The 22,213-nt window shown below is 67.8% G+C and carries 17 protein-coding genes; 8 read left to right on the top strand and 9 right to left on the bottom strand.

The window, feature by feature from the left end:
* Positions 1–265: 265 nt before the first annotated feature.
* The gene (gene glgX / locus JDV09_RS11085; protein ID WP_221369173.1) at positions 266–2,350 is read right to left on the bottom strand and encodes a glycogen debranching protein GlgX; all 2,085 of its coding nucleotides are present in this window, start codon (positions 2,348–2,350) and stop codon (positions 266–268) included.
* 66 nt (positions 2,351–2,416) lie between these two features.
* Complete coding sequence (locus JDV09_RS11080; RefSeq protein WP_221369172.1) at positions 2,417–2,785, bottom strand: SpoIIAA family protein; 369 nt, start codon at positions 2,783–2,785, stop codon at positions 2,417–2,419.
* 221 nt (positions 2,786–3,006) lie between these two features.
* Between JDV09_RS11080 and JDV09_RS11075 the strand changes: the two genes are divergently transcribed.
* Complete coding sequence (locus JDV09_RS11075; RefSeq protein WP_308124087.1) at positions 3,007–3,774, top strand: MspA family porin; 768 nt, start codon at positions 3,007–3,009, stop codon at positions 3,772–3,774.
* 349 nt (positions 3,775–4,123) lie between these two features.
* Here JDV09_RS11075 and JDV09_RS11070 read toward each other — a convergent pair whose 3' ends face one another.
* Both JDV09_RS11070 and JDV09_RS11065 read right to left on the bottom strand, forming a co-directional pair.
* Complete coding sequence (locus JDV09_RS11070; RefSeq protein ID WP_221369171.1) at positions 4,124–6,652, bottom strand: hypothetical protein; 2,529 nt, start codon at positions 6,650–6,652, stop codon at positions 4,124–4,126.
* Between the two features lie 173 nt (positions 6,653–6,825).
* A complete protein-coding gene (locus tag JDV09_RS11065; protein WP_255605169.1) occupies positions 6,826–7,008 on the bottom strand; it encodes a hypothetical protein in 183 nt (60 codons plus the stop codon).
* A 127-nt stretch (positions 7,009–7,135) separates the two neighbouring features.
* On the opposite strand from JDV09_RS11065, the gene JDV09_RS11060 reads away from it, so the two are divergent.
* Both JDV09_RS11060 and JDV09_RS11055 read left to right on the top strand, forming a co-directional pair.
* Positions 7,136–7,381, top strand: coding sequence for a hypothetical protein (locus JDV09_RS11060; protein WP_221369170.1), 246 nt, complete (start codon positions 7,136–7,138; stop codon positions 7,379–7,381).
* A gap of 206 nt (positions 7,382–7,587) precedes the next feature.
* A complete protein-coding gene (locus JDV09_RS11055) occupies positions 7,588–9,336 on the top strand; it encodes a DUF4407 domain-containing protein (protein WP_221369169.1) in 1,749 nt (582 codons plus the stop codon).
* Between the two features lie 3 nt (positions 9,337–9,339).
* Here the strand turns inward: JDV09_RS11055 and JDV09_RS11050 are convergent, their stop codons facing one another.
* Both JDV09_RS11050 and JDV09_RS11045 read right to left on the bottom strand, forming a co-directional pair.
* The gene (locus JDV09_RS11050; RefSeq protein ID WP_221369168.1) at positions 9,340–10,182 is read right to left on the bottom strand and encodes an SDR family oxidoreductase; all 843 of its coding nucleotides are present in this window, start codon (positions 10,180–10,182) and stop codon (positions 9,340–9,342) included.
* Positions 10,183–10,229: 47 nt separating this feature from the next.
* Positions 10,230–10,535 carry a hypothetical protein gene (locus JDV09_RS11045; RefSeq protein WP_221369167.1) on the bottom strand — a complete coding sequence of 102 codons (306 nt, stop codon included), beginning with the start codon at positions 10,533–10,535 and terminating at the stop codon, positions 10,230–10,232.
* 422 nt (positions 10,536–10,957) lie between these two features.
* On the opposite strand from JDV09_RS11045, the gene JDV09_RS11040 reads away from it, so the two are divergent.
* Together JDV09_RS11040 and JDV09_RS11035 are read left to right on the top strand one after the other, a co-directional pair.
* Positions 10,958–12,802 (top strand): AMP-dependent synthetase/ligase, encoded by a 1,845-nt coding sequence (locus JDV09_RS11040; RefSeq protein WP_221369166.1) that lies wholly within the window; start codon positions 10,958–10,960, stop codon positions 12,800–12,802.
* A gap of 48 nt (positions 12,803–12,850) precedes the next feature.
* Positions 12,851–13,786 carry an alpha/beta fold hydrolase gene (locus JDV09_RS11035; RefSeq protein ID WP_221369165.1) on the top strand — a complete coding sequence of 312 codons (936 nt, stop codon included), beginning with the start codon at positions 12,851–12,853 and terminating at the stop codon, positions 13,784–13,786.
* A gap of 19 nt (positions 13,787–13,805) precedes the next feature.
* On the opposite strand, the gene JDV09_RS11030 is transcribed toward JDV09_RS11035, so the two are convergent.
* Both JDV09_RS11030 and JDV09_RS11025 read right to left on the bottom strand, forming a co-directional pair.
* Positions 13,806–16,889, bottom strand: coding sequence for a protein kinase domain-containing protein (locus tag JDV09_RS11030; RefSeq protein WP_221369164.1), 3,084 nt, complete (start codon positions 16,887–16,889; stop codon positions 13,806–13,808).
* A 134-nt stretch (positions 16,890–17,023) separates the two neighbouring features.
* Complete coding sequence (locus tag JDV09_RS11025) at positions 17,024–17,842, bottom strand: 1-acyl-sn-glycerol-3-phosphate acyltransferase (RefSeq protein ID WP_255605188.1); 819 nt, start codon at positions 17,840–17,842, stop codon at positions 17,024–17,026.
* A gap of 194 nt (positions 17,843–18,036) precedes the next feature.
* Between JDV09_RS11025 and JDV09_RS11020 the strand changes: the two genes are divergently transcribed.
* Positions 18,037–19,221 carry an alpha/beta hydrolase gene (locus JDV09_RS11020; RefSeq protein ID WP_221369163.1) on the top strand — a complete coding sequence of 395 codons (1,185 nt, stop codon included), beginning with the start codon at positions 18,037–18,039 and terminating at the stop codon, positions 19,219–19,221.
* Positions 19,222–19,226: 5 nt separating this feature from the next.
* On the opposite strand, the gene JDV09_RS11015 is transcribed toward JDV09_RS11020, so the two are convergent.
* A complete protein-coding gene (locus tag JDV09_RS11015; protein WP_221369162.1) occupies positions 19,227–20,057 on the bottom strand; it encodes a lysophospholipid acyltransferase family protein in 831 nt (276 codons plus the stop codon).
* Between the two features lie 159 nt (positions 20,058–20,216).
* On the opposite strand from JDV09_RS11015, the gene JDV09_RS11010 reads away from it, so the two are divergent.
* Together JDV09_RS11010 and JDV09_RS11005 are read left to right on the top strand one after the other, a co-directional pair.
* Positions 20,217–21,698: a wax ester/triacylglycerol synthase domain-containing protein gene (locus JDV09_RS11010; RefSeq protein ID WP_221369161.1), complete on the top strand. Its 1,482-nt coding sequence runs from the start codon at positions 20,217–20,219 to the stop codon at positions 21,696–21,698.
* A gap of 180 nt (positions 21,699–21,878) precedes the next feature.
* Entirely contained in the window at positions 21,879–22,142 is a 264-nt protein-coding gene (locus JDV09_RS11005; RefSeq protein ID WP_255605168.1) for a long chain fatty acid-CoA synthetase Faa4p, read from the top strand.
* The last annotated feature ends 71 nt before the right edge of the window (positions 22,143–22,213 follow it).

Raw genomic sequence — 22,213 nt, 5'->3', positions numbered from 1 at the left:
CTGGTCGCCATCATGCTCGGGGTCAACGCGACGAGGCTCGACGGGCTGGTCGCCCTGCTGGTGTCCGGCGCGGTCGCGTTGTACCTGTGGCGGATCTGGGTCCTGCGGGGACGGCCCCGCGGTGTGGCCGGTGCCGGCGCCCAGTGACGGCACCCATGACCGGCCAACCCGACGGTGTCGAGCAGTCCGCGCGCGGCGCTGCGGCCGCCTCGACCCGTCAGTTCCACGGTTCGGGCCGACGCCGGGTGCGCGGGTTCTGGGTGGGTCACACCGGTGGTGCGGAAGCTCCGGTATGGCTGACCAGAACCACCACCGAACGGGGCTGCAGGGTGTACCGTTCGTCGGTCACCGGCGGCGCGGTCCTCCACTGCCCGATGTCCGCCGGCGACGGGAGTGCCGTGTCGATCCAGCGCCGCCAACGAGCCGATTCGCTGCCGGCGGGCACGCATGAGGGCAGCTCGAAGGTCAGCGGCCGGCAATAAGCGTTGCTCATCGCGTGCAGGCGCATGTCTGCCCGCAGGCTTTTCAGCGAGACCGCGAGCGAATGCGAGTCGTCTGCCCAGTCCGGATGGTGAAGCCGCACGCCGTGCCATTCGATCATGGAGTGCTCCAGGACTTCGTCGAGAGTCAGCGGAGTTCCCTCGGCGAAGCGACGGGTGCGATAGGGGATGAGGTTGGCGGCGAACCGGTGGACATCGCGATTGCGCTCGAGCAGTGTCCAGTCCAGCCAGCTGGTCTCGTTGTCCTGGCAGTAGGCGTTGTTGTTTCCGAACTGGGTCCGGCGCATTTCGTCACCCATCAAGATCATCGGCAAACCGGCCGCCATCAGGGTCAACGTCAAGAAGTTCTTGATCTGCCGGGTGCGCAACGCCTCGACGTCCACGTCGTCGGTGGGGCCCTCGATCCCACAATTCCAGCTGAGGTTGTCGTTCGACCCGTCGCGGTTGTCCTCGCGATTGGCCTCGTTGTGCTTCCGGTCGTAGGACACCAGGTCGTTGAGGGTGAAGCCGTCGTGTGACGTGACGAAGTTGACGCTCTTCTCCGCCTCGCGCTGATGGCGGCCGTAGATGTCGGGGCTGCCCAAGAGGCGCGCGGCAAGACCGCGCACGGTCCCGCGGTCGCCCTTGACGAACCGCCGCACATCGTCGCGGAACTGCCCGTTCCACTCCACCCAGGAGTCGCCGATGAAGCTCCCGACCTGATAGAGCCCGGCGGCATCCCAGGCCTCGGCGATCAGCTTGGTGCCGGCCAGTGTGGGATCGGTTTCGACATCCCACAACACGGGCGGGCTGGAGCGGGGATGGCCGCTCTCGTCACGGGCCAGGATCGAGGCCAGATCGAAACGGAACCCGTCGACGTGCATGTCCGCGACCCAGTGGCGCAGGCTGTCCAGAATCATCCGGCGCACGATCGACTGGTTGCCGTTGAGCGTGTTGCCACACCCGGTGTAGTCGGCGTAACGCGATTTGTCCTGCTGCAGAATGTAGTAGAAGTCGTTGGCCAGGCCCCGATAGCAGAACGTCGGACCGTCGTGTGCGCCTTCACTGGTGTGGTTGAACACCACGTCGAGGATGACTTCGATGCCGGCACGGTGCAGCGCCTTGACCATGTCCCGAAACTCATCGATCACCGCCAACGCGCCACCTCTGGATGCATACGCGTGATGCGGCGCGAAGAACGAAACCGGCTGATAACCCCAGTAATTCACCAATCCTTGCGGAGCGTCGTGCGGGTCGTACTGGAATACCGGCAGCAACTCGACGGCATTGATGCCCAACTGTTCGAGGTAGGGGATCTTGTCGACCAGGCCCGCGAAGGTCCCGCGTCTGTCCGCGCCGACGCCGGAGCTGGGATGCCGGGTGAATCCGCGCACGTGCATCTCGTAGATCACTGTTTCAGAAGCCGGGCGGCGCAGCGGCGCATCGCCTTCCCAGTCATACGTGCTCAGATCCGCCACCACGCTCTTCATCGCCGTCGCGGCGTTGTCGCCCGGGCGGACCGCGGCGTCGCGGTCGTATGCCGCGGGCACGTCGACCGCGACCCCGTACGGATCGAGGAGCACCTTGTCGGCGTCGAACCGGAGGCCGCGCTCGGGCGCAAACGGGCCGTGCGCGCGATACGCGTACACCTGACCCGGACCCACATCCGGAATGAAGGTGTGCCAGTAGTGATAGGTCCGGTTGCGGTTCGGATCGAGGGTGATCACCCGGTCGGGTTCGGTCGACTGCTCGCCGGGGAACAGCAAGAGGTCGATCTGCGTCGCATCCTTCGAGAACACGCTGAAGTTGACCCCGCCCGCGCGCACGGTCGCTCCGAGTGGGGCGCTCTCGCCCGCAGTCGGTCCGCGCATCTCAGCATCCGATCGGTATGGAACCGGAGGGTGGGTGGCGTCGGCACCGTCGGAGCCGGCGGGGTGTCACGTCTGGCCCGTGATCCACTGCCTGGCGGCGTCGACCTGCCCGGCGGGGAAGTGCTTGATCTCTGCAGACACGAAGTGAGCTGCCAGATGCTCTGCGAGGTCTCCCAGCGCCGAGTCGGTCACGACGGCGACCTTCTTGACGTGTTTGTGGTGATCTCGAACAAAGCGGAAGTGCGAGACCATCGAGCCGAAGTTCTGCCAGCCGGGGAAGGACTGGACGTCGAGAATGAGGCCGGCGAGGTCGCCGTGGGCCTCGATCTGCGGGTCGACCTGCCTGGCGAGTTCGGCGAAGTCGTCCTCGCCGAGCGCCGATTGTGGTCGCACGAGCAGGATGGAGTGCGCGGCGTCGAGGTCATGTTCGATCATGTTCTGCTCCTTGCTCGGCCGATTCATCGGGCGAAGTCATCGATAGCGTGTGCGTCGGGCATCGGCGCTGGCTAGGGAAGAAGGTCACCTTTGTGGCTGCCGGACCCAAGCGTTACTGCAGGAGTTGATGGTGGGCGCTGCTGCATAACAATCCGCTTGCGACCGATAACGATTGGGATTGGCTCGGTTGGTTCGGCCGGAACCGGCATTACCTTCCCTCTGTGAAGCTGGGTCGACTCGGCGCTCTCGGTACCGCCTGGGTACTGATCGCCACCGCGGTCGCCACGCCCGCTGGCGCCGATCCGGAACCGGTCCCTTCCGATGAAGTCCCGGTGCAGGCGGACTTCACCTCCGGCCCGACGATGCGGGTCGACCACGCCGCTGCGGCGGGTCTGCCGGGCCCGGACGCGGTTGTCGAATCCGCTCCGCCCGCAACGACGACAGCTCCCGACGGGTGGACGCTGACGGTCGGCGCACGGGATGAGGTACTGCGCAACGTCAACCCGTTGACCACTGCGTTGTCCTCTCGGGACTACGAAGTCAGCGGCGTGTTCACCGGCTCGCTACGGGGACCCGACGGTGGCGAGCCCCCACGCGGAACGCTCGAGGTTGGCTATCAGATCGGTTGTGGCATCGACATGAGCACCTCGCCGGGCGTCACGCTGACCGGCGCCGCTGGCATCACACCGTCGCTTGGCCTCGGTGGCATCGAATCCGTGTCACCGTTGCCCGAAATCCTGAATCCGATCGTGTTGGCGCCGGTGACCGGGGGTATCGCCATCGGTCTGAAGCCCGGCATCGTCAACATCGTGCCCGTGGCCCAGAAGGAGTTCAGGGGGCCGGACCCGTGGGTGTCGGTCAGCGGCTTCCGCGTGAAAATCGACGGTTGCGTGGGAGAGTCGTTCATCCGTTCATACGCCGTACTGACCCGCTCGACCGATCAGTCCGACTCCATCCAGGGGTACTACGGCACCGTCAAGAAGGTCTGAGAGCCGTCACGGCGCACGCCCACCACGGCGGCGGGTTCCAGTGCCCCAGCAGCCTCGCGACGGGCGGCACCCACGGCACGACGAAGGAGAACACCAACTCGACGCCCACAGCGATAAGCAGCCACCGGTTGGCCGTGTCGGTCCGCCTCGGGACCAGGCTTCCGCCCGCGGATTCGACGTTCATCGCCGAAGTCGCCCGGCAGGCGACCGGAAACGGGGTCTTGTTCGCGGCCTTCCAGGCGTGCAGTGCCCTGCTGCTGCTGGATCTGGCTTCTGCGGGGACGGCCCCGCGGTGTGGCCGGTGCCGGCGCCCAGTGAGCGGGGTGCCGCTCGCACGGGCACAGACCTCTCACGCAATCTGCAGGACGGCCACCCGGGTGGTGTAACCACTGAACTGGCTGTAGGTGCGGGTGGTGATCACGGCGCGGCTTCCGTCAGCGGTGATCGCCGGGCCCGACGGGGGACCGGCGAAAGTCGCGGTGCCGATCTGGGCGCCGGTGGCGAGGTCGATCAGTGCCACCGATGTGGTTCCGGACGCCAAGTCGAACGCGCTGATCAGGGCTCGTGTCCCGGTCCCGTTCAACAGCGGCCACAGCGAGACTCCGGAGACGGCGACGGTGGCACCGGTCTGGGTGCCGGTGGCGGTGTCGATCGTTGCGATGCGGGTGAGTGGTCCGTCGTTGGTCACGATGACGACCCGGTCGCCACCAGCGTTCAGCAACACTGAACTGCCCCGGGGGAGGCCGGGAATCGTGATGGTGGCGCCGGTCTGGGTTCCGGTCGCCACGTCTATCACCGCCACTTGCGTGTGGTCGGAAAGGTATGTGGTCACCACCGCCCGGCTACCGTCGGCGGTCAGTGTCGGCCAGACCGGCGTTCCGGTGAGCGCCGTGGTGGTGCCGATCTGGGCGCCGGTCGCAGGATCTAGCACCGTTATCCACGTGTTGCCGCCGAACGCGGCATCGGTGGTGGCCACCCGGACGACGCGGGTGCCATCGGGGCTCACCAGCGGAGTGCCCGGGAAAGACGAGCCTTCGAGAACGACGGTGGCGCCCGACTGGGTCCCGGTAGCCGTCTCGATGACCACCGTCCTTTCGGTGGTGACACCGGTGTCCAGGTCGAAGGCGCCGGTGGTGATCACCGCATGCGCCCCGTCGGCGGTCAGCCGCTGCAACAGCGGTGAGTACGGGCGGCCCGCCACGGTGGTGACCGCGCCGATCTGAGCACCCGACGCCGTGTCGATCACCGCTATGTGGGCAGTGTCCATCTGGGCCGCAGAGTCATAGGTCTCGGTGACGATCACCGCGCGGTACGCGCCGTCGGCGGCGAGCAGTGTCGTCGGGCCGCCGTCGACGGTCACCCCGGCGCCGACCGGTGTGCCCGTCCCGCTGTCGATGACGGTGACATGGGTGGCAGCGGTGTTGGTCTGGGGATCGTTGCCATGGGTGACGATCAGCGCGCGGGAACCGTCGGCGCTGAATTGCGGCCACACCGACGCGCCGGCCAGCGCGATCGTGTTCCCGGCCTGGGTTCCGGTGGCGATGTCGACGACGGCCACCCGGGTTATGCCCGCCCCCTCCGCGACGAGCAGTGCGCGGCTGCCGTCGGGGCTCAATGGTGTTGTATCGGTGACGGTTCCGGCCACGCTGACGGTGTCGCCGATCTGTTTTCCGGTCGCCGTGTCGATCACGGTCATGCGTACGGCATTGGTGGCCGGGTCGTAAATGGTGGGGTAGGTGGTGACCACGGCCCGGGTGCCACCGGTGTTGAGCGATGTGTCCCACGGCTCGCCGCCGGCGAGCACGGTGTCGCCGACCAGGGCTGCGGTCCGGGTGTCGATGACCGTTACCCGGGTGTTGGTTTCGCGGGTCCACCAGTTGTTCGTCTTCGTGGTGATGACGGCACGGGTGCCGTCGGGGCTGATCAGCGGATCGCTCGTCGGGGTACCGGATAGCCGCACGGTTGCGCCGACGCGCGCACCGGTGGTGGTGTCGACGATCGACACGCGGGTAGTGGTGCCGGTCAGCCAGCTGGTCTTGGAGGTGGTGATCACCGCGCGGGTGCCGTCGGCGGTGAGCAGGGGCTCACCGGTCGGGGTCCCGCTGATGCTGACCGTGTCACCCCTTCGGGCCCCGGTGGCGGTGTCGACGACGGCGACCCGCGTCGTCGTGCCGCTGAACCAGCTCGTCGACGAGGCGGTGACGATCGCGCGGGTGCCGTCGGGAGTCAGTGAGGCCGAACCGAATACGTAACCGGTGAGGGTTCCCTTGACGGTGGTCTCGCCGACGACGATCGGGGCCGGCGCCGCCGGCTCCGCCGTTGCCACCAGCGTGTCCGCTGACAGAGGCGACGGGGTGATGTCGACAGGTTCGGAGCTGTCCGCGGTCTCGGCGACGGTGGTGTCCGCGGAGCCACCGAGCTCCCGGCGCGCCGCCGCCGCCATCACCCACATCACCGGTGCATCCGCCGAACCGCCGGGATCGTCGTCCGATGGTTCCTCGGGCGGCGCCGGCGATTCGGGTGCAGTGCTCACCGACACCGCGGCCGTCGTGTCGTCGTCATCGACCTCTTTCAGCAGGTCGTCTGAGGAGGCATCGGATTCCTCGGCAGCGTCGGCATCCGGTGAGTCCCCGTCGTCGGGTGCCGTCGGATCCTCCTTCGTGGCGTCCGGTTCCGAACGGTCCGCGGAGATCCGTGCTGACGAACCCGACGGCGAGGAGTCGTCGGATGACGTCGAGCTCGCGGTCGAGGACTCCGACGAGCTGCCGCCCGTCGTGTCGTCCGCCCACGCGGTTGGGGCCGCCAACGACAGTCCAACGCCGACGCCGACGGCTACCGCGAATTCGCCGGCGCGACCCGCTATCCGTCCAGCCTTCATGGCGTGCCTCCCCGAGTCCGCCCCCTTGATGGAAAGGATCGCTCATCACGCGCCAAATCAGTGCAGTAGTGCGCTACTGCATTTTGTTTTCGCGGGTGGCAGTGATCGGGGCTCGGGGGTGGACTGCCCCAGGACGACCCCCCGGGTGTGGCCGGTGTGGCCGGTGCGGGGGCTCAGTGACCGGGCTGACCGGTCCCGCCGAACCGCCGCTCGTGACGCACGCTCTTGCTCAGCGCGTCGACGGCCAGCAGGATCGGCATCGACACCAGCGCCACGGCCCACCCCCACAGCGGCGGTTTCCAGTGCCCCAGCAGCCTCGCGACGGGCGGCACCCACAGCACCACGAAGGAGAACACCAGCTCGAGCGCTCGGGCTGATGGCGGGCCGTCCGACTTGTCCCGGCAATGCTCTGTGGCTGAATTCTGGCGCGCGAGCCCCGTCGGGGGTTGAACCGTGCCGGTGGCAGTGGGACAGTCGAGGGCTATGGCAGGGATGCTCGACGCCGACTATCAGGCCATGCTGCGAGCCCTCGGAGCGGCACAGCCACCGGTGGAAGCCGGTGGTGAGCCGGCCTGGGCACCGACCGCCGGCGAGGTCGCCGATCTGCTGGAGCGCGACCGTCCGGTCCACCCGGCGGGCCGCCGGACGGCGGAGGGGCCGCCGTTGCCGGCTGATGCGGTGCGGCTGATGGACTTCGAGTTGCCGGATCTTCGTCGGTTGTCCGGGTAGCCGCCGAAACACCGCGTTTCGCCACTTCGCCGTTGGCGATCGTGGACGGTGTGTTCGGTGAAGCATGCCGACCGGCGCTGTGCGACAATTCTGGCGTTCACCGCCGGCGCGATCCGTGGGGGCCGCGATTCCGCTCGGTCGACTCTCGCATCGAGACGGGTTCCGGATGACGGTCGTCGGTTGCCACCCGAAATCCTGGAGTTTGCATGCCCGCCAACAATTCCGACGATTCCCGCGCAGGCGGATCCCGATGGGGGTCGGTGCTGACCTGGATCGGGGGCGGTGAGCGGCGCGAGCTCGACGAGCCGCGCCAGCGATCCGTCCATGCGATCGGCGGGGCCGTGGTGCTCGTCGGCGCGCTGCTGGCGGCGTCTGTCGTGACGCTGGCCGCCGCGGACGCGACCCAGTGGCCGGTGGCGGCGGCGCTCCCGGTCGGGCTCGGCGCAGGCGTGCTCGTCGGCGCGGTGAGTCGCGCGATCGCCGCCGGGCCGGTCACCGGGTGGGCCGGGGTGGCGGCACGAACGACGGTTGCGGTAGCCGTGGCGGCGGTGGTCGGCGAGCTCGCCGCGATGGTGCTGCTCGCCGGTTCGATCGACCGTCAACTGGACGAGCAGGCGGCGCGCAGCGCCCGGACGGCGCCCGCGGTGGTGGTGGCCGCGGACGACCTCGATCGCACCCGGCGGGCGCGCGGCGAACTCGACGCCGACGTGGAGCAGGCGCTGCGCGATCGCGATGACGCGATGGTGGTCGCCCGGTGCGAGTTCAACCCGTCGCCGGCCTGTCCACAGACCCACATCACCGGGGTGCCGGGCGCCGGACCCGAAACCCGGACCGCCGACGAATTCCTCGCCGATGCCCAGGGTCGGCTCGACGCCGCGGTCGCCCGGCGGGATCAGCGGGCACCGGTATTGGATGGGCAGATCGATGCCGGTGAAACGGCGCTGGCGCAGGCCAGGGACCGCGCGGTCGCGGCCGCCGATCGTGGCCCCGGCGCGCGGTGGACCGCGCTGAACGAGCTGACCCGGCATGACACCGCGAGCATGCTGGTGCGGGCGGGCTCGATCGGGTTCTTCGTGCTGCTGCTGATGCTGCCGTTGATCCTCAAGCAGTGGCGCGGTGAGACGGCGCACGACCGCCGCGCGGCGGGCCGTGCCGCGCGGGAACGGGCCGAGGTGGCGGCCGACACCGCGATCGCGGTGAAGCGTGCCGAGGTGCGTGCGGCGACCGAGATGTTGTGGGCCGAGCAGCAGTTGGTCAGCGCCCGGCTCGCCGTCGAGGCGCAGACCGAGATCGATCGCGAACAACACCGCCGTCGGGTGGAGCAGGCCCTCGAGGCACCGATCCCCGCCCGGTCGCAACGTCCGCACGGCCCGGTCGACGACGCCGGCCTCCCGCCCGCAGCAGAGGCCACGCCGCCGGTGGCCGAGCTGACCGCAGGCACCGATGCCACGGCGGACGACCGGCTGCCCGCGCCGGTGGAACCGGGCCGGCAGGAGCCACCCAGCTCGGGTGCTTCCACACTGGTGCCCAGCATCCCGGACATCACCAGGACCGCCGCGCGGTGGATACGCCCGTTCGTGCCGCCCATCGTCGCCAGCGCGATCGACACCACCACGAGGCCATTGCGCGCTACCCGACAGGTGGTGTCGGGGATCGTCGAGGAGGTCGAGGAGATGCATCTCACGCTCACACGGACGCGCAGGGTGACCGTGCATTCCGAGAGCGAGGAGATGTCGGTTGCGGGCGATCCGGCGACCGCCGACGTCGGCGTCGTCAGGCCCGGCACCGGTCACGAAGGCGGGGCGGGTGATCAGCACACACCGATCGGCCCGGGCGGACGCGGCCGGCTGGACCGATTGGACGCGCCGGATGCATCGCCGGAGCTGACGCATGGCGACCACCCGCGCGGGCTGGACGGACGGCGGGACCCGCGGCAGCTGCCGCCGGGGGAGTAGGGCCTACCGCGATCGAGCCAGCCGGAGCATGTCTGCGAATGTCATCGCGGCCAATCCACCGCCATCGCAGACGATGTCGGCACCGGTGAGATAGCCCGGCCGGTCGCTCGAGCAAAAGGCCAGCAACTCGGCGATCTCCGCGGGTTTGCCGAAGCGTTTGAGTGCGCCGAGCTGTGTCAGGGCGCCCGCCCCGGCGTCCTCTTCGAGTTTCCCCATCGGTGTGTCGAACGAGCCGGGAGACACCGAGACCACCCGCGCACCCTTGCCGCCGAACCGCCCGGCGATCGCTTTGCTGTACCAGATGACGAAGTTCTTGCTCAGGACATACGCCAGCTGGGGGCGCATCGTGCGGGGCAGCAGGTTGCACATCGACAACAGATCCGAGTGGAACCGGTCGACGTCGGTCAGTGAGTGCCGGTACCTGCGCGTCGGGGCGAGGGCCCCGGGGAGTTGGTGTCCGGCGACGGAGGAGACGTTGACGACGGCCATGCCGGCCTCGGCGATCTCGTAGAAGGCGTTGTTGACGAGGACCGTCCCGACGGCGTTGATCCGCAGGATCATCTCCGCCGATCCCATGCTGGGGCTGACGCCGGCGGTGTGCACGACCGAGGTGACCGTTCCCAGCTGCTGGGCGCGCTCAGCCAGCCTGCGCACCGACTGGCGATCGGTGATATCGCAAACGGCGGTTGTACATTCGACCCCGGCCGCGATCAGTTCGCATTCGGCGGCCTCGAGGCGCTCCCGGTCGAGGTCGCTGATGAGAACGGCGCGTTCCCGGCCGATGACGTGGGCGGTGGCCAACCCCATGCCGCCGGCCCCTCCCGTGATGACGGCGAGAGCAGACATTCCGGATTCATCCTCCGCTTCGGGTTGGTCCTTGGGCACCGTTCCGATCAGAACAGGCGCTCGACCTTGGCGGCGGCGTCGTCGCGGGCCGCACTCGACGGCAACGAGTTCAACGCTGCGGTCCAGAAGACTTTCAGCCTCGTCAATCGTGGCTGAGGTTGCTGCAATTCCTCGAGGAACTCGTTGAACGGCACGGATGCCTCTGCGTTCCCCGATGAATCGATCGCGTCGGCCACCTCTTTGATCGCAACGGCGATGTCGTCCTTCTGTTCGAGGATGACATGATTCAGCGCATTCATCAGCGACTGTCGATTCGTCATCGCCGCATTCGTGCCGACGTCGTCACCTTTCACCCTGCGTCTCCCCGCGCTCGAAGCAAAGCGACAGTTCCTGTCGTGCCACGACCATAGCCTGGATGGCGGTCGCCAATGCCGGGTTGGCGCCGGTTGAATCCGAGCCGCACCGATGGTTGGCGCATGCGGCGGTCGAGTGCCGTTCCAGGGACGTAAGGCCCTAGTGATTTCCGTCAAGCCGTTCCTAACGTCTGGCTATGGCAGCGCCCGAAACCGACGACATCGGCCGGCAGCGCACTGGCGGGTCGAGCCCAGTTCCGGCGCCTACCGGGCCGCCACATCGGTTTCTCCCGTTCCGGGCCGGTGCGAGAGTTCGTCGATGATGCGCTGGTGCCGTCGGGGCTGGTTGATCGGGCCGCAGGTCAAGGCGGAGCGTCAGGGGATGGCATCGTGATCGAAGGAATCGAAGGAGTGGAAGGGAAATGGCAGAGAACGATCTGACCGTGGTCATGCACCCGAGCGGAGTGCCGGTGAGCACACTGCCGGAGGCTTTTCAGCAGACCGCGGCGCTGCTACCGGACTCCGTCGCCATCCGCACCGTCGGTGACGGAGTCGTCATCACTTGGCGACAGTATGCCGATCGGGTCCGCACGATCGCGGCCGCGCTCGCAGGACTTGGCGTCGAACGCGGCGACACGGTCGGTCTCATGATGCGTAACCGTCCCGAATTCCACCTGGTCGACACCGCCGTCATGCATCTGGGTGCGATCCCGTTCTCGATCTACAACACCTCGGCCCCCGATCAGATCCGGTACCTGTTCGGCAATGCCGAGAACAGGATCGTGGTCGCCGAGAAGGACTTCCTGCCCGCGGTCAGGGCCGCCGGCGCCGACGTGGCGCATGTGATCGTCGTCGACGGCACCGCCGAGGGCTGCCTGGCCCTCGAAGAACTCGAGTCCAGTCCAAGCGCAGCGGATTTCGATTTCGACTCTGCGTGGCGTGCGGTCCGGCCGGACGACGTCGCAACGATCATCTACACATCGGGAACGACCGGCCCGCCGAAGGGTGTCGAGCTCACGCACGCCAATGTGATGGCCGAGTTCTCGGCGATCCTCGACGTCCTGGACCTTCGGCCGGACGATCGGATCGTTTCGTACCTGCCGCATGCGCACATCGCCGACCGGGTCACCGGTCACTACGGCAACATGGTGTTGGGGGTCCCGGTGACCGATGTCGCCGACCCGCGGGCAATCGCACAGGCGCTGCCGGATGTTCGTCCGACGGTGTGGCTCGGGGTGCCCCGGGTCTGGCACAAGGTCAGATCCGGGATCGAAACGACGCTTGCCGCCGAGCCGAGTCGAGCCAAGCGGCGGTTGGCGCGCTGGGCCATCGACACCGGGATCCGCGCCGCGCGCCAGACGTTGGCCGACAAGCCATTGTCGGCATCGCTCACCATCCGGCAAAGGGTCGCCGATCGCCTGGTGCTGGCCAAGGTGCGCGACGCTCTCGGCCTGGACCGGTTGCGTTGGGGAATCTCCGGTGCGGCAGCCATACCGGTCGAAACGCTGGAATTCTTCTGGGGTTTGGGCATTCCCGTCTACGAATTGTGGGGAATGTCGGAGAGCGTGGGTGGTGGCACCAACAACCGTCCGGGCGCGACCAAGCTCGGTTCGGTGGGGCGGGCGCAGCGTGGCGTCGAGATCACGGTGGCCGGCGACGGCGAATTGTGGATTCGCGGGCCGATCGTGATGCGGGGCTACCGGCATCAGCCGGAGAAGACCGCCGAAGCCGTCGACGCTGACGGCTGGTTGCATACCGGCGACATCGGCACCATCGACACCGAAGGTTTCGTCACGATCGTCGACCGTAAGAAGGAGCTGATCATCAACGAAGCCGGCAAGAATCTGTCCCCCACCAACATCGAGATGGCCGTTCAGGCCGCGTCTCCGTTGATCGACCAGGTGGTGGCGATCGGTGACGGGCGACCGTACGTGACGGCACTCATCGTGCTCGATCGGGAGGCGGCCGGCGCGCAGGCGGCCGCGGCCGGCCTGGCCGATGCCTCGGCGGCCGCTTTTGCGCAATCCGACGAGGCGGGGGACATGATCAGGGCCGCCGTCGTCGAGGGGAACTCCAAGCTTTCCCGCGTCGAGCAGATCAAGCGGTTCTACATCGTCGGTACCCCGTGGGATCCGGGCGGCGACGAACTCACCCCGACGATGAAACTCAAACGCAGGCCGATCGCCGAGAAATATTCGGCAGAGATCGACAAGCTCTACGCCACGACTCCAGCGCCGGACGTCATCGAGGCGTCCACTCCAGAGTGACCGTGATCGTTGTTCACCCGCCCCCGGCTACGATCACTTCCCAGGACCATGAGCATCACGAACCCGTTGCGGCACCCCTTCCGGGTACCGCGCGTCGAAAAGCCCCGGGCCGAAGGCCGTTTCTATCTGCCCGGTGGCCGCCGTCTGGGATACGCCGAGTTCGGCGACCCGGCCGGGGCGCCGGTGTTGTGGTTCCACGGCACACCCGGTGGGCGCCGCCAGTTGCCGTTGCTGGGCCGTCGTGCCGCGGAGAAGTTGGGCCTGCGTGTGGTCGTCGTGGGGCGGCCGGGTTCGGGGTTGTCCGACCCGCACCCTTACCGGGCGGTGGCCGACTGGGCCACGGACGTGGCACACGTCGCCGAGGCCCTCGGCGCCCAGCGGCTCGGTGTGGTCGGGTTGTCCGGCGGCGGACCGTACGCCCTGGCGTGTGCCGCGGTGCCGCCGCTGAGCACCCGGGTGGCGGCGGTGGCGGTGTTGGGGGGTGTCGTCCCGTCGGTCGGGCCGGATGCGCTGGCCACCGGTGTCATCGATCTGTCCCGCCGCGTCACGCCGGCGCTGGGTGCGCTGCGCCAGCCCCTGGCCGGGGTGGTGTCGACGCTTGCGGTGCCGGCCATCCCGTTCGCGCACTGGATCGCCCAGGCCTACGCGAGCACCACCCCCGAATCCGACCGGCGGGTTCTCGCCGATCCGGAGATGGAAGGCATGTTCATCGACGACCTCGTGCTGCTCGCCAGGGGCGGTTTCCAGGCCATCGTCGACGACGCCCGCCTCTTCGGACGCGACTGGGGTTTTCGGCTCGCCGATGTTGCGGCACCGGTGCGGTGGTGGCACGGCGACGCCGACCACATCGTGCCGCTGCGCGACGCGCAGGAAGCGGTCGCGCGGCTCGCCGATGCCGAGCTCGTGGTTCGCCCGCAGGAGAGCCACCTCGGCGGCTTCGCCACTGCCGACGAGATCCTCACGTTCATCCGTTCGCAACTTTGAGCGTCGGCGGGGACCTGGGTCAACCGTGGTCGTCGAGACCATAGGCGGCGGCCTCGTCGAAGCTCATCGCGCCGCCTTCGCGGCGCGCGGCGTCGAACTGTTCGTCGCCGAGCGCTTCGCGGGCCCGGTGCTCGCATTCGGTGTGCAGGTCGCGCAGGCGCGGAAGTGGAAGCGGGACACTGCCCACCGTAGTGGCGACGGCGTCGGCGGCCCCCATCATCACCGCGGCGGCTCGCGGGTCGTTCCGCTGTGCGGCGATCCATGCCAAGCCCTCCAGGCAGCCCGCGGCGTTGCGTCGATCATCGATCAGTCGCGCAAACCGGAGGCCTTCCCGGAGCAGCGGCTCCGCCCGGTCGGACTGGCCGTGCTGAAGCCAACGGATCCCCAACTCCCACAGCGCATATGATCGATAAATCTGTTCGCCGTGAGAGGTCGCGAGTGCGAGCGCCTTCTCCTGCCAACTCAGCGCACACTCGGTGTCCCCCGCGAATTCCAGGGCCCAGCCGAGCAGCAGCATCGCATTGAGCTGCATATTGGGATCGTCGCTGTCCCGCAGCGACTCCTCCAGGTTGGTGGCGGCCCGTTGGAAATCGCCACTCATGATCGCGGTGATACCGTCGGCCATCGCCACACCTGCGTGGGCGACCGGATCATCGGTCTGCGCTGCGAGCTCCCGGGCCTCCGCCGCTCGTGCCGCACCCGCCGATATGTCGCCGTAGAGCGGCATGATCAGCGCGGAGCTGAAAAGTGCCTGCACCCGATCGCGGGTGGGTTCGCGCGGCGCACGCGCCAACGCGCGGTCCGTCCAGTGGCGGGCTTCGCGTAGCATGCCGCGGCACAGCCAAAACGGATGCAGCGCAGCGACGATCGCCAGTGCCGCCGTGCCGTCGTCTTCGGACAGGCTGAACTCCAGCGCCTCCCGGATGTTCGGCATCTCCCGCTGGATACGCGCAAGGAAGTCGAGTTGGCGCGGACCGAACCACGAGTCGAAGGCGTCTCGCGCCAGCCGTCGGTACCAGTCGGCGTGTCGCTGCCGCAACTGCCGGTACTCGTCATCCCGCTCGAACCGCAGTCGGCCGTACTCCCGCAGCATTTCGAGCATTCGGAACCGGACACCGTCGTTCGATCGGGCACCGTCGTTCGATCGGGCACCGTCGTGGGATTCGATGCGGATCAGGATCGACTTGTCGACCAGCGAGGTGAGCAGGTCCAGGAACTCGTCGTCGGGGATGTCGACACCGCAAACCTGTTGCGCCGCTTCCAGGTCGAAGGTGCCGGCGAAGACCGACAGCTTTCCCCACAGTCGCTGTTCGGCCTCGGTACACAGGTCGTAGCTCCACTCGACCGTCCAGCTCAGCTTCTGCTGCCGCCGGGGAGCCCCGCGGCTGCCGCGCGTCAGCAGTTGGTAGCGGTCGGCGAGCCTTTTCAGCAGTTGGTCGAGGGACATGGCACGAAGCCGTGCCGCGGCGAGTTCGATCGCCAACGGCAGTCCCTCCAGCCGGGACACGATGCTCGCGACCATCGCCTTGTTCGCCTCGGTGAGGTGGAAGTCCCGCACCGCGGCGACGGCCCGGTCGCAGAACAACGCAACGGCATCGAACTGGCCCAGTGAATCGAGTGTGGGTATGTCGTCGGTATCGGGATAGCCGAGCGGGGTGATCACGTCGACGGTTTCGCCGTACACGCCCAGACGCTCGCGGCTGGTGGCCAGGATCCGCAGGTCCGGGCAATCGCCCAGCAGTTCTTCGGCCAGCCGCGCGACATCGTCGATCAGTTGTTCACAGTTGTCGAGCACCAGGAGCAGCCGGCGCGAAGCCAGGAAGTCGACGAGCACATCATGCAGTGATCTGCCCGCCTCGTCACGCAGGCCCAGTCCCGTCGCCACCACGTCGACGAGTAACGAGCCGTCGTGGAGTTCACCGAGCTCGACCACCCGGACGTCGTCAGTGGACTCTCGTTGGACCTCGGCTGCGACGCGCCGTGCGAGCCGGGTCTTGCCGACCCCGCCGAGCCCGACCAGCGTCACCAACCGGGAACGCGCCAACAGCTCTCGCACCTCGTGCAACTCGGTGTCGCGCCCGACGAAACTGGTCAGCTCGGCCGGAAGGCCGCCGTGGCTGCGCGGGGCCCGCGTGGTGTCTCTGCCCGCGCGCGGCTCAGCCGTGGATCCCTCTCCCGCGCCGCGCGAGGCCATCGCGTCGACCGGGAACCGGTGCGCCGATTGCACACGCTGAAGTTCCTCCCCCAGCGCGACGGCGGACGGGCGCTCGGCGGGCTCGCGGGACATCGCCTTCTCGACAACGGCCGCGATGTCCGCGGGGATGCCGCGCTCGCCCAGCTGGGGCAGTGGATCGCTGGTGATTCGCAGGAACTGGGCGACGATCTGTTCCCCGGAGCGGCGTTCGAACGCCGCATGACCGGTCAGCATGGCGAACAAGGTGGCGCCCAGCCCGTAGACGTCGGAAGCCTCGGTGGGCGGATCGCCGGACACGATCTCGGGGGCGGTGAACGCCGGTGACCCGGTGATGGCGCCCGACGAAGTCTGGAATCCCCCGGTGATGTGTGCGATTCCGAAATCGCTCAGCGCCGGCTCGCCGTAGTCGGTCAGCAGGATGTTCGCCGGTTTGATGTCGCGGTGCAGAACGCCCAGTCGGTGCGCCGCGTCCAGCGCACCGGCCATCTTCACCCCGACCCGCAGGGCCTCGTCGAGAGGCAGCAGCCCCAGCTGTTTGATCCTGTCCTCGACCGACCCCTGGGGGTGGTACTGCATCACCAGGTAGGGGTGGCCGCTGGCGGTCTCGCCGACCTCCAGGATCCCGACGATATTGGGGTGACCCGTCAACTTCGCCATCGCGTGCTGTTCGCGCAGGAACCGTTCCCGGTCCTCCTGCAGGTCAGCGGTCAGCACCTTGACCGCGACGACACGGTCCAGCGCGACCTGGGTGCAGCGGAACACGATGCCGAAGCCGCCGCGGCCGATCTCTTCGGCGTCGGCGAAACCGGCGGCGCTCAGTTCGGTGGCGACGGCGGATCCGCCGGCGCTCGGTTCGTCGGCGACGGCGGATCCGGCGTCGCGCTGCGTCGGAAGGGGATCGCTGTTCATGCTGCCCTCAGCGCGAGCATAAGCCTTCTCGGCGGTTTGCCTCGACGTTTGTGACATGCCTGGTCACGCGCCGACGAGATGGGCTTTCGGGTCCTTGCGCCGCGAGGGTGTGTGGAACGGTGAACTCACGGCGATCACCCTAGGACCGGAAAACGGCGCTGGGCGGCCAAATCGTCCATCGCGGACTGCATCACCCCGCGGACGTAGGTGTCGACCTCGGCGACGTCGGGATTCTTGCCGAACCGGGCGGTGATGTCGATCGACTCCAGCACCTGGGTGACGATCTTGGAGGGCAGCGGCAGGTTGTAGCCCCCCACGGTCAGCCCCAGTGGGAAACCAAACGAGATCGGCACCTGTTCGATACGGGTCAGGCGTTTGATGAAGCCGAGCCGCTTGGCCAGCCCGGTGCCGCGGGTCAGGAAGAGCTGGGTTTCCTGGCCGCCGATCGATACGACCGGCACCATCGGGACGCCGGCCTCGATGGCCGTGGCGACATAGCCTGTCCGACCGCTGAAATCGATGGTGGTCTGCTGGCTGGTGGGCCGCATCGCATCGTTGTCGCCGCCGGGGAAGACGATGACCACCGCGCCCGACCGGAGCGCTTTCACGGCGTTGTCGCGGTTGGCGCGGAGCAGGCCCACCCGTGCCATGACACCCGCCAACCGCCCGTTGAACAGGATGTCATGGCCCAACGTGTAGATCGGGCGGTCGTCGCCGAACGTTTCGAAGAACTCCCGCCAGATGACCGGTACGTCCGCCGCGAACGGGCCGCCGGAGTGGTTCGACACGATCAGCGCCCCGCCGGGCGGCACCCGGTCCATATCACGCACCTCCGACCGGAACCAGAGCTTGAAGAGCGGTTCGCCCACAGAGAGCATGCGGCGAATCAGGGCGGGGTCCCACTCTCCGGTGAAGTCTCCCGGGCCGGCGCAGACGTGCTCGTTATCGGTCAACGCGAAACCTCCTGTACCCGGCCGGGGCGCACCCCTGCTGGAAATCGCTGCGACGCACCGCGCCGCAGCGGCCGAATCAACGCACCCGTAGGTGAAGTGCGTCACATAAGCTAGCTTAGTATGAGACACAGCACACCCAGTGTGTCTCATGCAGGCGGGTCCCGTGCCGGTACCTCGTCGGGGAGGGAAGACCTATGGGGATCGATATCAATCCGACGGCCTGCCTGTTGGCGTTCGGTGAATCGTGTGCAGCTGTGCCGGTGGTGGGCAAGCGCATAGAACCGATCGTCTCGCTGTCGGCGATGGCGCTGTGGGGCCTCCGGGTGGCACCCGAGATGTTGTCCTACCTGGTGCAGAACAGGTTGCCCTCGGGTGAGCCGAAGCCACGCCGGGAAGACCTGGAGCCGGCACACGAGGTCAGTGCGGCGGCGCTGCGAGGCCTGGTGTCGCCGCAGCGGCTGAACATCGACTGGCCCGCTCCCGACCGGCTTCCCCCGGTGGTAAGGCACGCCAGGAGCCGGCAGCAATACCTGCACCGATCGTCGGTCAGCTACGGCCCCGCACCGGGACAGCTGCTGGAGATCTGGCGGCGAGAAGACCTGCCGGCGCAGCCGGCGCCGGTCGTGGTCTTCGTGCCGGGCGGCGGATGGGTGCACGGCAAGAGGATGCTGCAGGGCTATGCGCTGATGTCGCACCTGGCCGAACAGGGCTGGATCTGCCTGTCGATCGACTACCGGGTTTCCCCGCAGCACCGCTGGCCGCGGCATGTCGCCGATGTCAAGGCCGCCGTTGCCTGGGCTCGTGCCAACATCGCCGAGTTCGGTGGCAACCCGGACTTCGTCGCCGTGGCGGGGTGTTCCGCCGGCGGGCATCTGGCCGCGCTCGCCGGTCTGACCCACGATGACTCCGACTTCCACGACGAGTTGCCCGCCGGCGCGGACACCACCGTCGATGCCGTGGTGGGCATCTACGGGCGCTACGACTGGGTCGACCGGTCGACCCCGGAACGTGACCGGTTCGTCGAATTCCTCGAAAACGTCGTCATCCGCAAGCGGCAAGCGGAGCACCCGCACATCTTCCACAACGCGTCGCCGATCACCCGGGTGCGACCCGACGCCCCGCCGTTCCTGGTCGTGCACGGCAGCGACGACACGGTGATCCCGGTCGCTCAGGCCCGCGATTTCGTCGGAAGTCTGCGTGCGGTGTCGCGGTCGCCGGTCGGCTATCTGGAAGTGCCCGGCGCCCAGCATGGTTTCGACCTCGCCGACGGCGCCTGCACCGCCTCGGTGGTGACGGCGATCCGCCTGTTCCTCGACGAGGTTCACGACAACGCCGTGACGTCACGCGCAGGCGATTACCAGATCGCGAAAGGGATGTAGCCGCTTCACCCCAGGATCGGGAAGCGCCGCTGGGCGGCCAACTCGTCCAACGCGGACTGCATGACCTCGCGAACGTACTGGTCGACCTCCGCGATATCGGGGCTCTTGCCGAACTGTGCGGTGATGTCGATCGGGTCCAGCACCCGGGTGATGATCTTCGAGGGCAACGGCAGGTTCCCCGTCCCCACGCTCAGCCCGAACGGGAAGCCGAACGAGACCGGCAATTGCTCGAGGCGCACCAGGCGGTTGAGTCCCAGCACCTTGGCCAGCCAGGTGCCGCGGGTCAGGTACAGCTGAGTCTCCTGTCCGCCGATCTGCACGGCGGGCACGATCGGCACACCGGCCTCGATCGCCATCGAGACGTAGCCGGTGTGGCCGGCGAAGTCGATGACGTTCTGTTCCCAGGTCGGCCGCGCCGCATCGTGGGCCGCGCCGGGGAAGACCATGACGGCGGCACCGGAACGCAGCGCCTTGTTGGCATTGTCGCGACTGGCGCGGAGCATGCCCATCCGACTCAACCGCTCAGCGGCCGGCGTCCGGAACAGGATGTCGTGGCCGAGGGTGTAGAACCGACGCTCGTAGCCGAACTTCTCGAAGAAGGCGACCCAGAGGATCGGCGCGTCCCAGGCGAACGGGAGGCCGGAATGATTTGACACGATCAGCGCTCCGCCCGAGGGAAAGGTCTCGAGACCGCGCACTTCGAAGCGGAACCACCGCTTGAAGAACGGACGCGCGATCGACACCATCCGTTGCATGGTGTCGGCGTTCCACTCTCCGGTGAAGTCCCCCGGCAGGGGGGCGGTTTGATCCGTGGTGTTCAACGTGGGCCTCCCCATTGCCGGCCGTGATGCGGCACGAATCCGAAAGCCCGACCGGCGGCAACTCGACGTGGATTGCGGCGATTTCCGATAGCTTAGTGTGAGCCGCATCACGCATGGCGTGCTTTGTGCAGGCTGGCCGGAACTCCCCGGCCAGGGCCGGGGAGGACGACACCGATGGGACCGAACCGACTGCCCGACACCGATAACACGCTGTCGGGCAGTGACACGACTTTCATACTCGACGAACCGATCGAGCCACAGCACACCCTGAAGATCGCGGTGTTCGACGAGGCTTCGAGCCGGGACTTCGAGTTCGAGCGTATGAGCGAGACGCTCGCCGGAGCGGTCGAGCTGCTTCCCCAGATGCGGTGGCGGGCGAGGCCGATGCTTTTCGGGCTGAGCCGGCCGGTGTGGATCACCGACCCGGATTTCGACGTGCGAAACCACCTTCGGCACGCCCGCCTGCCCGAACCGGGCAGCAAGACGCAGTTGTGCCGGATGATCAGCGAGGTCGCCAGCGATCCGGTACGGCCGGGTCAGCCGCCGTGGGAACTGTGGTTCCTGGAAGGCTATGAGGGCGGCAAGGTCGTCGCGGTGCTCAAGATGAACCATGCGCTGGCCGACGGCGGAAGGTTCGTCGAGCTGCTCGACTATCTGTCGCACCCAGGTCCCGACGAAGCGACCGTTGCACCGCCGATCCCGCATCCCCCCGAGGTGCTGAGCGGTACCGATGCGCTGCGGAGCGGCGTTCGCGAGCTGTGGCACCAGATCGGGCACGAGGTGCCACGGCGGATACGTGCCATCCGGGCGGGCCACGCGTCTGCGGGCGGGCGCCCGGCGGCTCCGCGCCCACCGTCGATGTTGCGTGACCAGCCGAAGCTGCCGTGGCGCGGCCCGTTGACGCCCGGCCGATCCTTCTCGTGGGTGTCGGTGCCCCTTGATGAGGTCAAAGAGATGGCAAAGGCCGTTTCCGGGACCGTGAACGCCGTCATCTTCGCCATCGCCGCCGGAGCGGTTCGCGAGTACCTCATCGAGGCCGGTATACCGACCGACCGTCCGGTGGTCGCCAACGCCGCGGCCAAGGTGTTCCGGCAGGACGACACCCGGCTGTGGGGCACCGCGGCGACGAATCGAACGTTCTCGCTCCCAACCCACCTCGCGGACCCGGTGGAACGCCTGCGTGCGGCGACCGTGCAGACCAAAGCGGTGCGGGCCAGCGTGGATGCCCGCCCTGTGCAACGGGAGGAATGGTTCGACCTCGCCCCACCCCTGCTGCTGCGGCCGATGCTCAGATTCACCCGCCTGATGGGTCAGCGGGTGCACGGGGCAGTGATCGTCTCGAACGTCAGGGGCCCGGGGGAGAAGCGCTACTTCGGCGGGATGGGAGTCGAGAACTTCATCTCGTGCGGCCATTTGAAATATGCGGCCGGTGTCAACATCACCGTCTGGAGCTACGCCGACCAACTCAATTTCGCGGTGTACGGCTGCTCCCGAACTCTGTCCAATGCCGAGGTGTTCACCCGGCGAATCCAGTCGGCATTCGAGGAGCTACGGGAAGCCACGGGCGTTTCGCCGAAGAGCGCCGGCGGCGGGACCGAGGCGGGCGGATCGTCCGCGACGGAGTCGCGGACGGCAGACGGACGGCTTCACACCTGAGATGACGGCGGTCATCGACGAGGACGCCGGAACCCGACGCCGACCTGATGTTGAGCGTGAAAGCTACTGTCTCACAGGATCGTTCATGCGATCCTGCGGTGAGTTGATTTCCGATTTGCTATTTCGGCCCGTGCCGACGTACGTTTTTCGGCGGCCCAGAATCGTTCCGGAAAGCTGAAAATGCGAACCTCCTACCAGCGCAGCAGCCTCGTCGTTCGTCCGCGGCGCACTCTTCGTGCCAAGCGGGTGTTGCGCCCGATTGCCGGCCAGTGCTTCGAGATCGACATCCGCCTCGACGGCAGTCGGTGGATCATCCGGATCCCCGAGATCGATCACGTGACGGAGGCCGAGACGCGCAGCGCGGTCGAGACCGCCGCCCGCGAATCCATCGCCGCCCACACCGGTATTCCCATCGGCTACATCTCGGTGTGGTGCCGTAACTGATCGGGCGCGTCAAGCTCGACGGCGTGCGTCACGGCGTGCCGATCGACGTCACCTCCGTGGTCGATGACCTC

It is taken from the genome of Mycolicibacterium xanthum (genome assembly GCF_019710635.1).
Taxonomy (GTDB): Bacteria; Actinomycetota; Actinomycetes; order Mycobacteriales; family Mycobacteriaceae; genus Mycobacterium; species Mycobacterium xanthum.
This window is presented reverse-complemented; position numbering and strand designations above follow the sequence as displayed.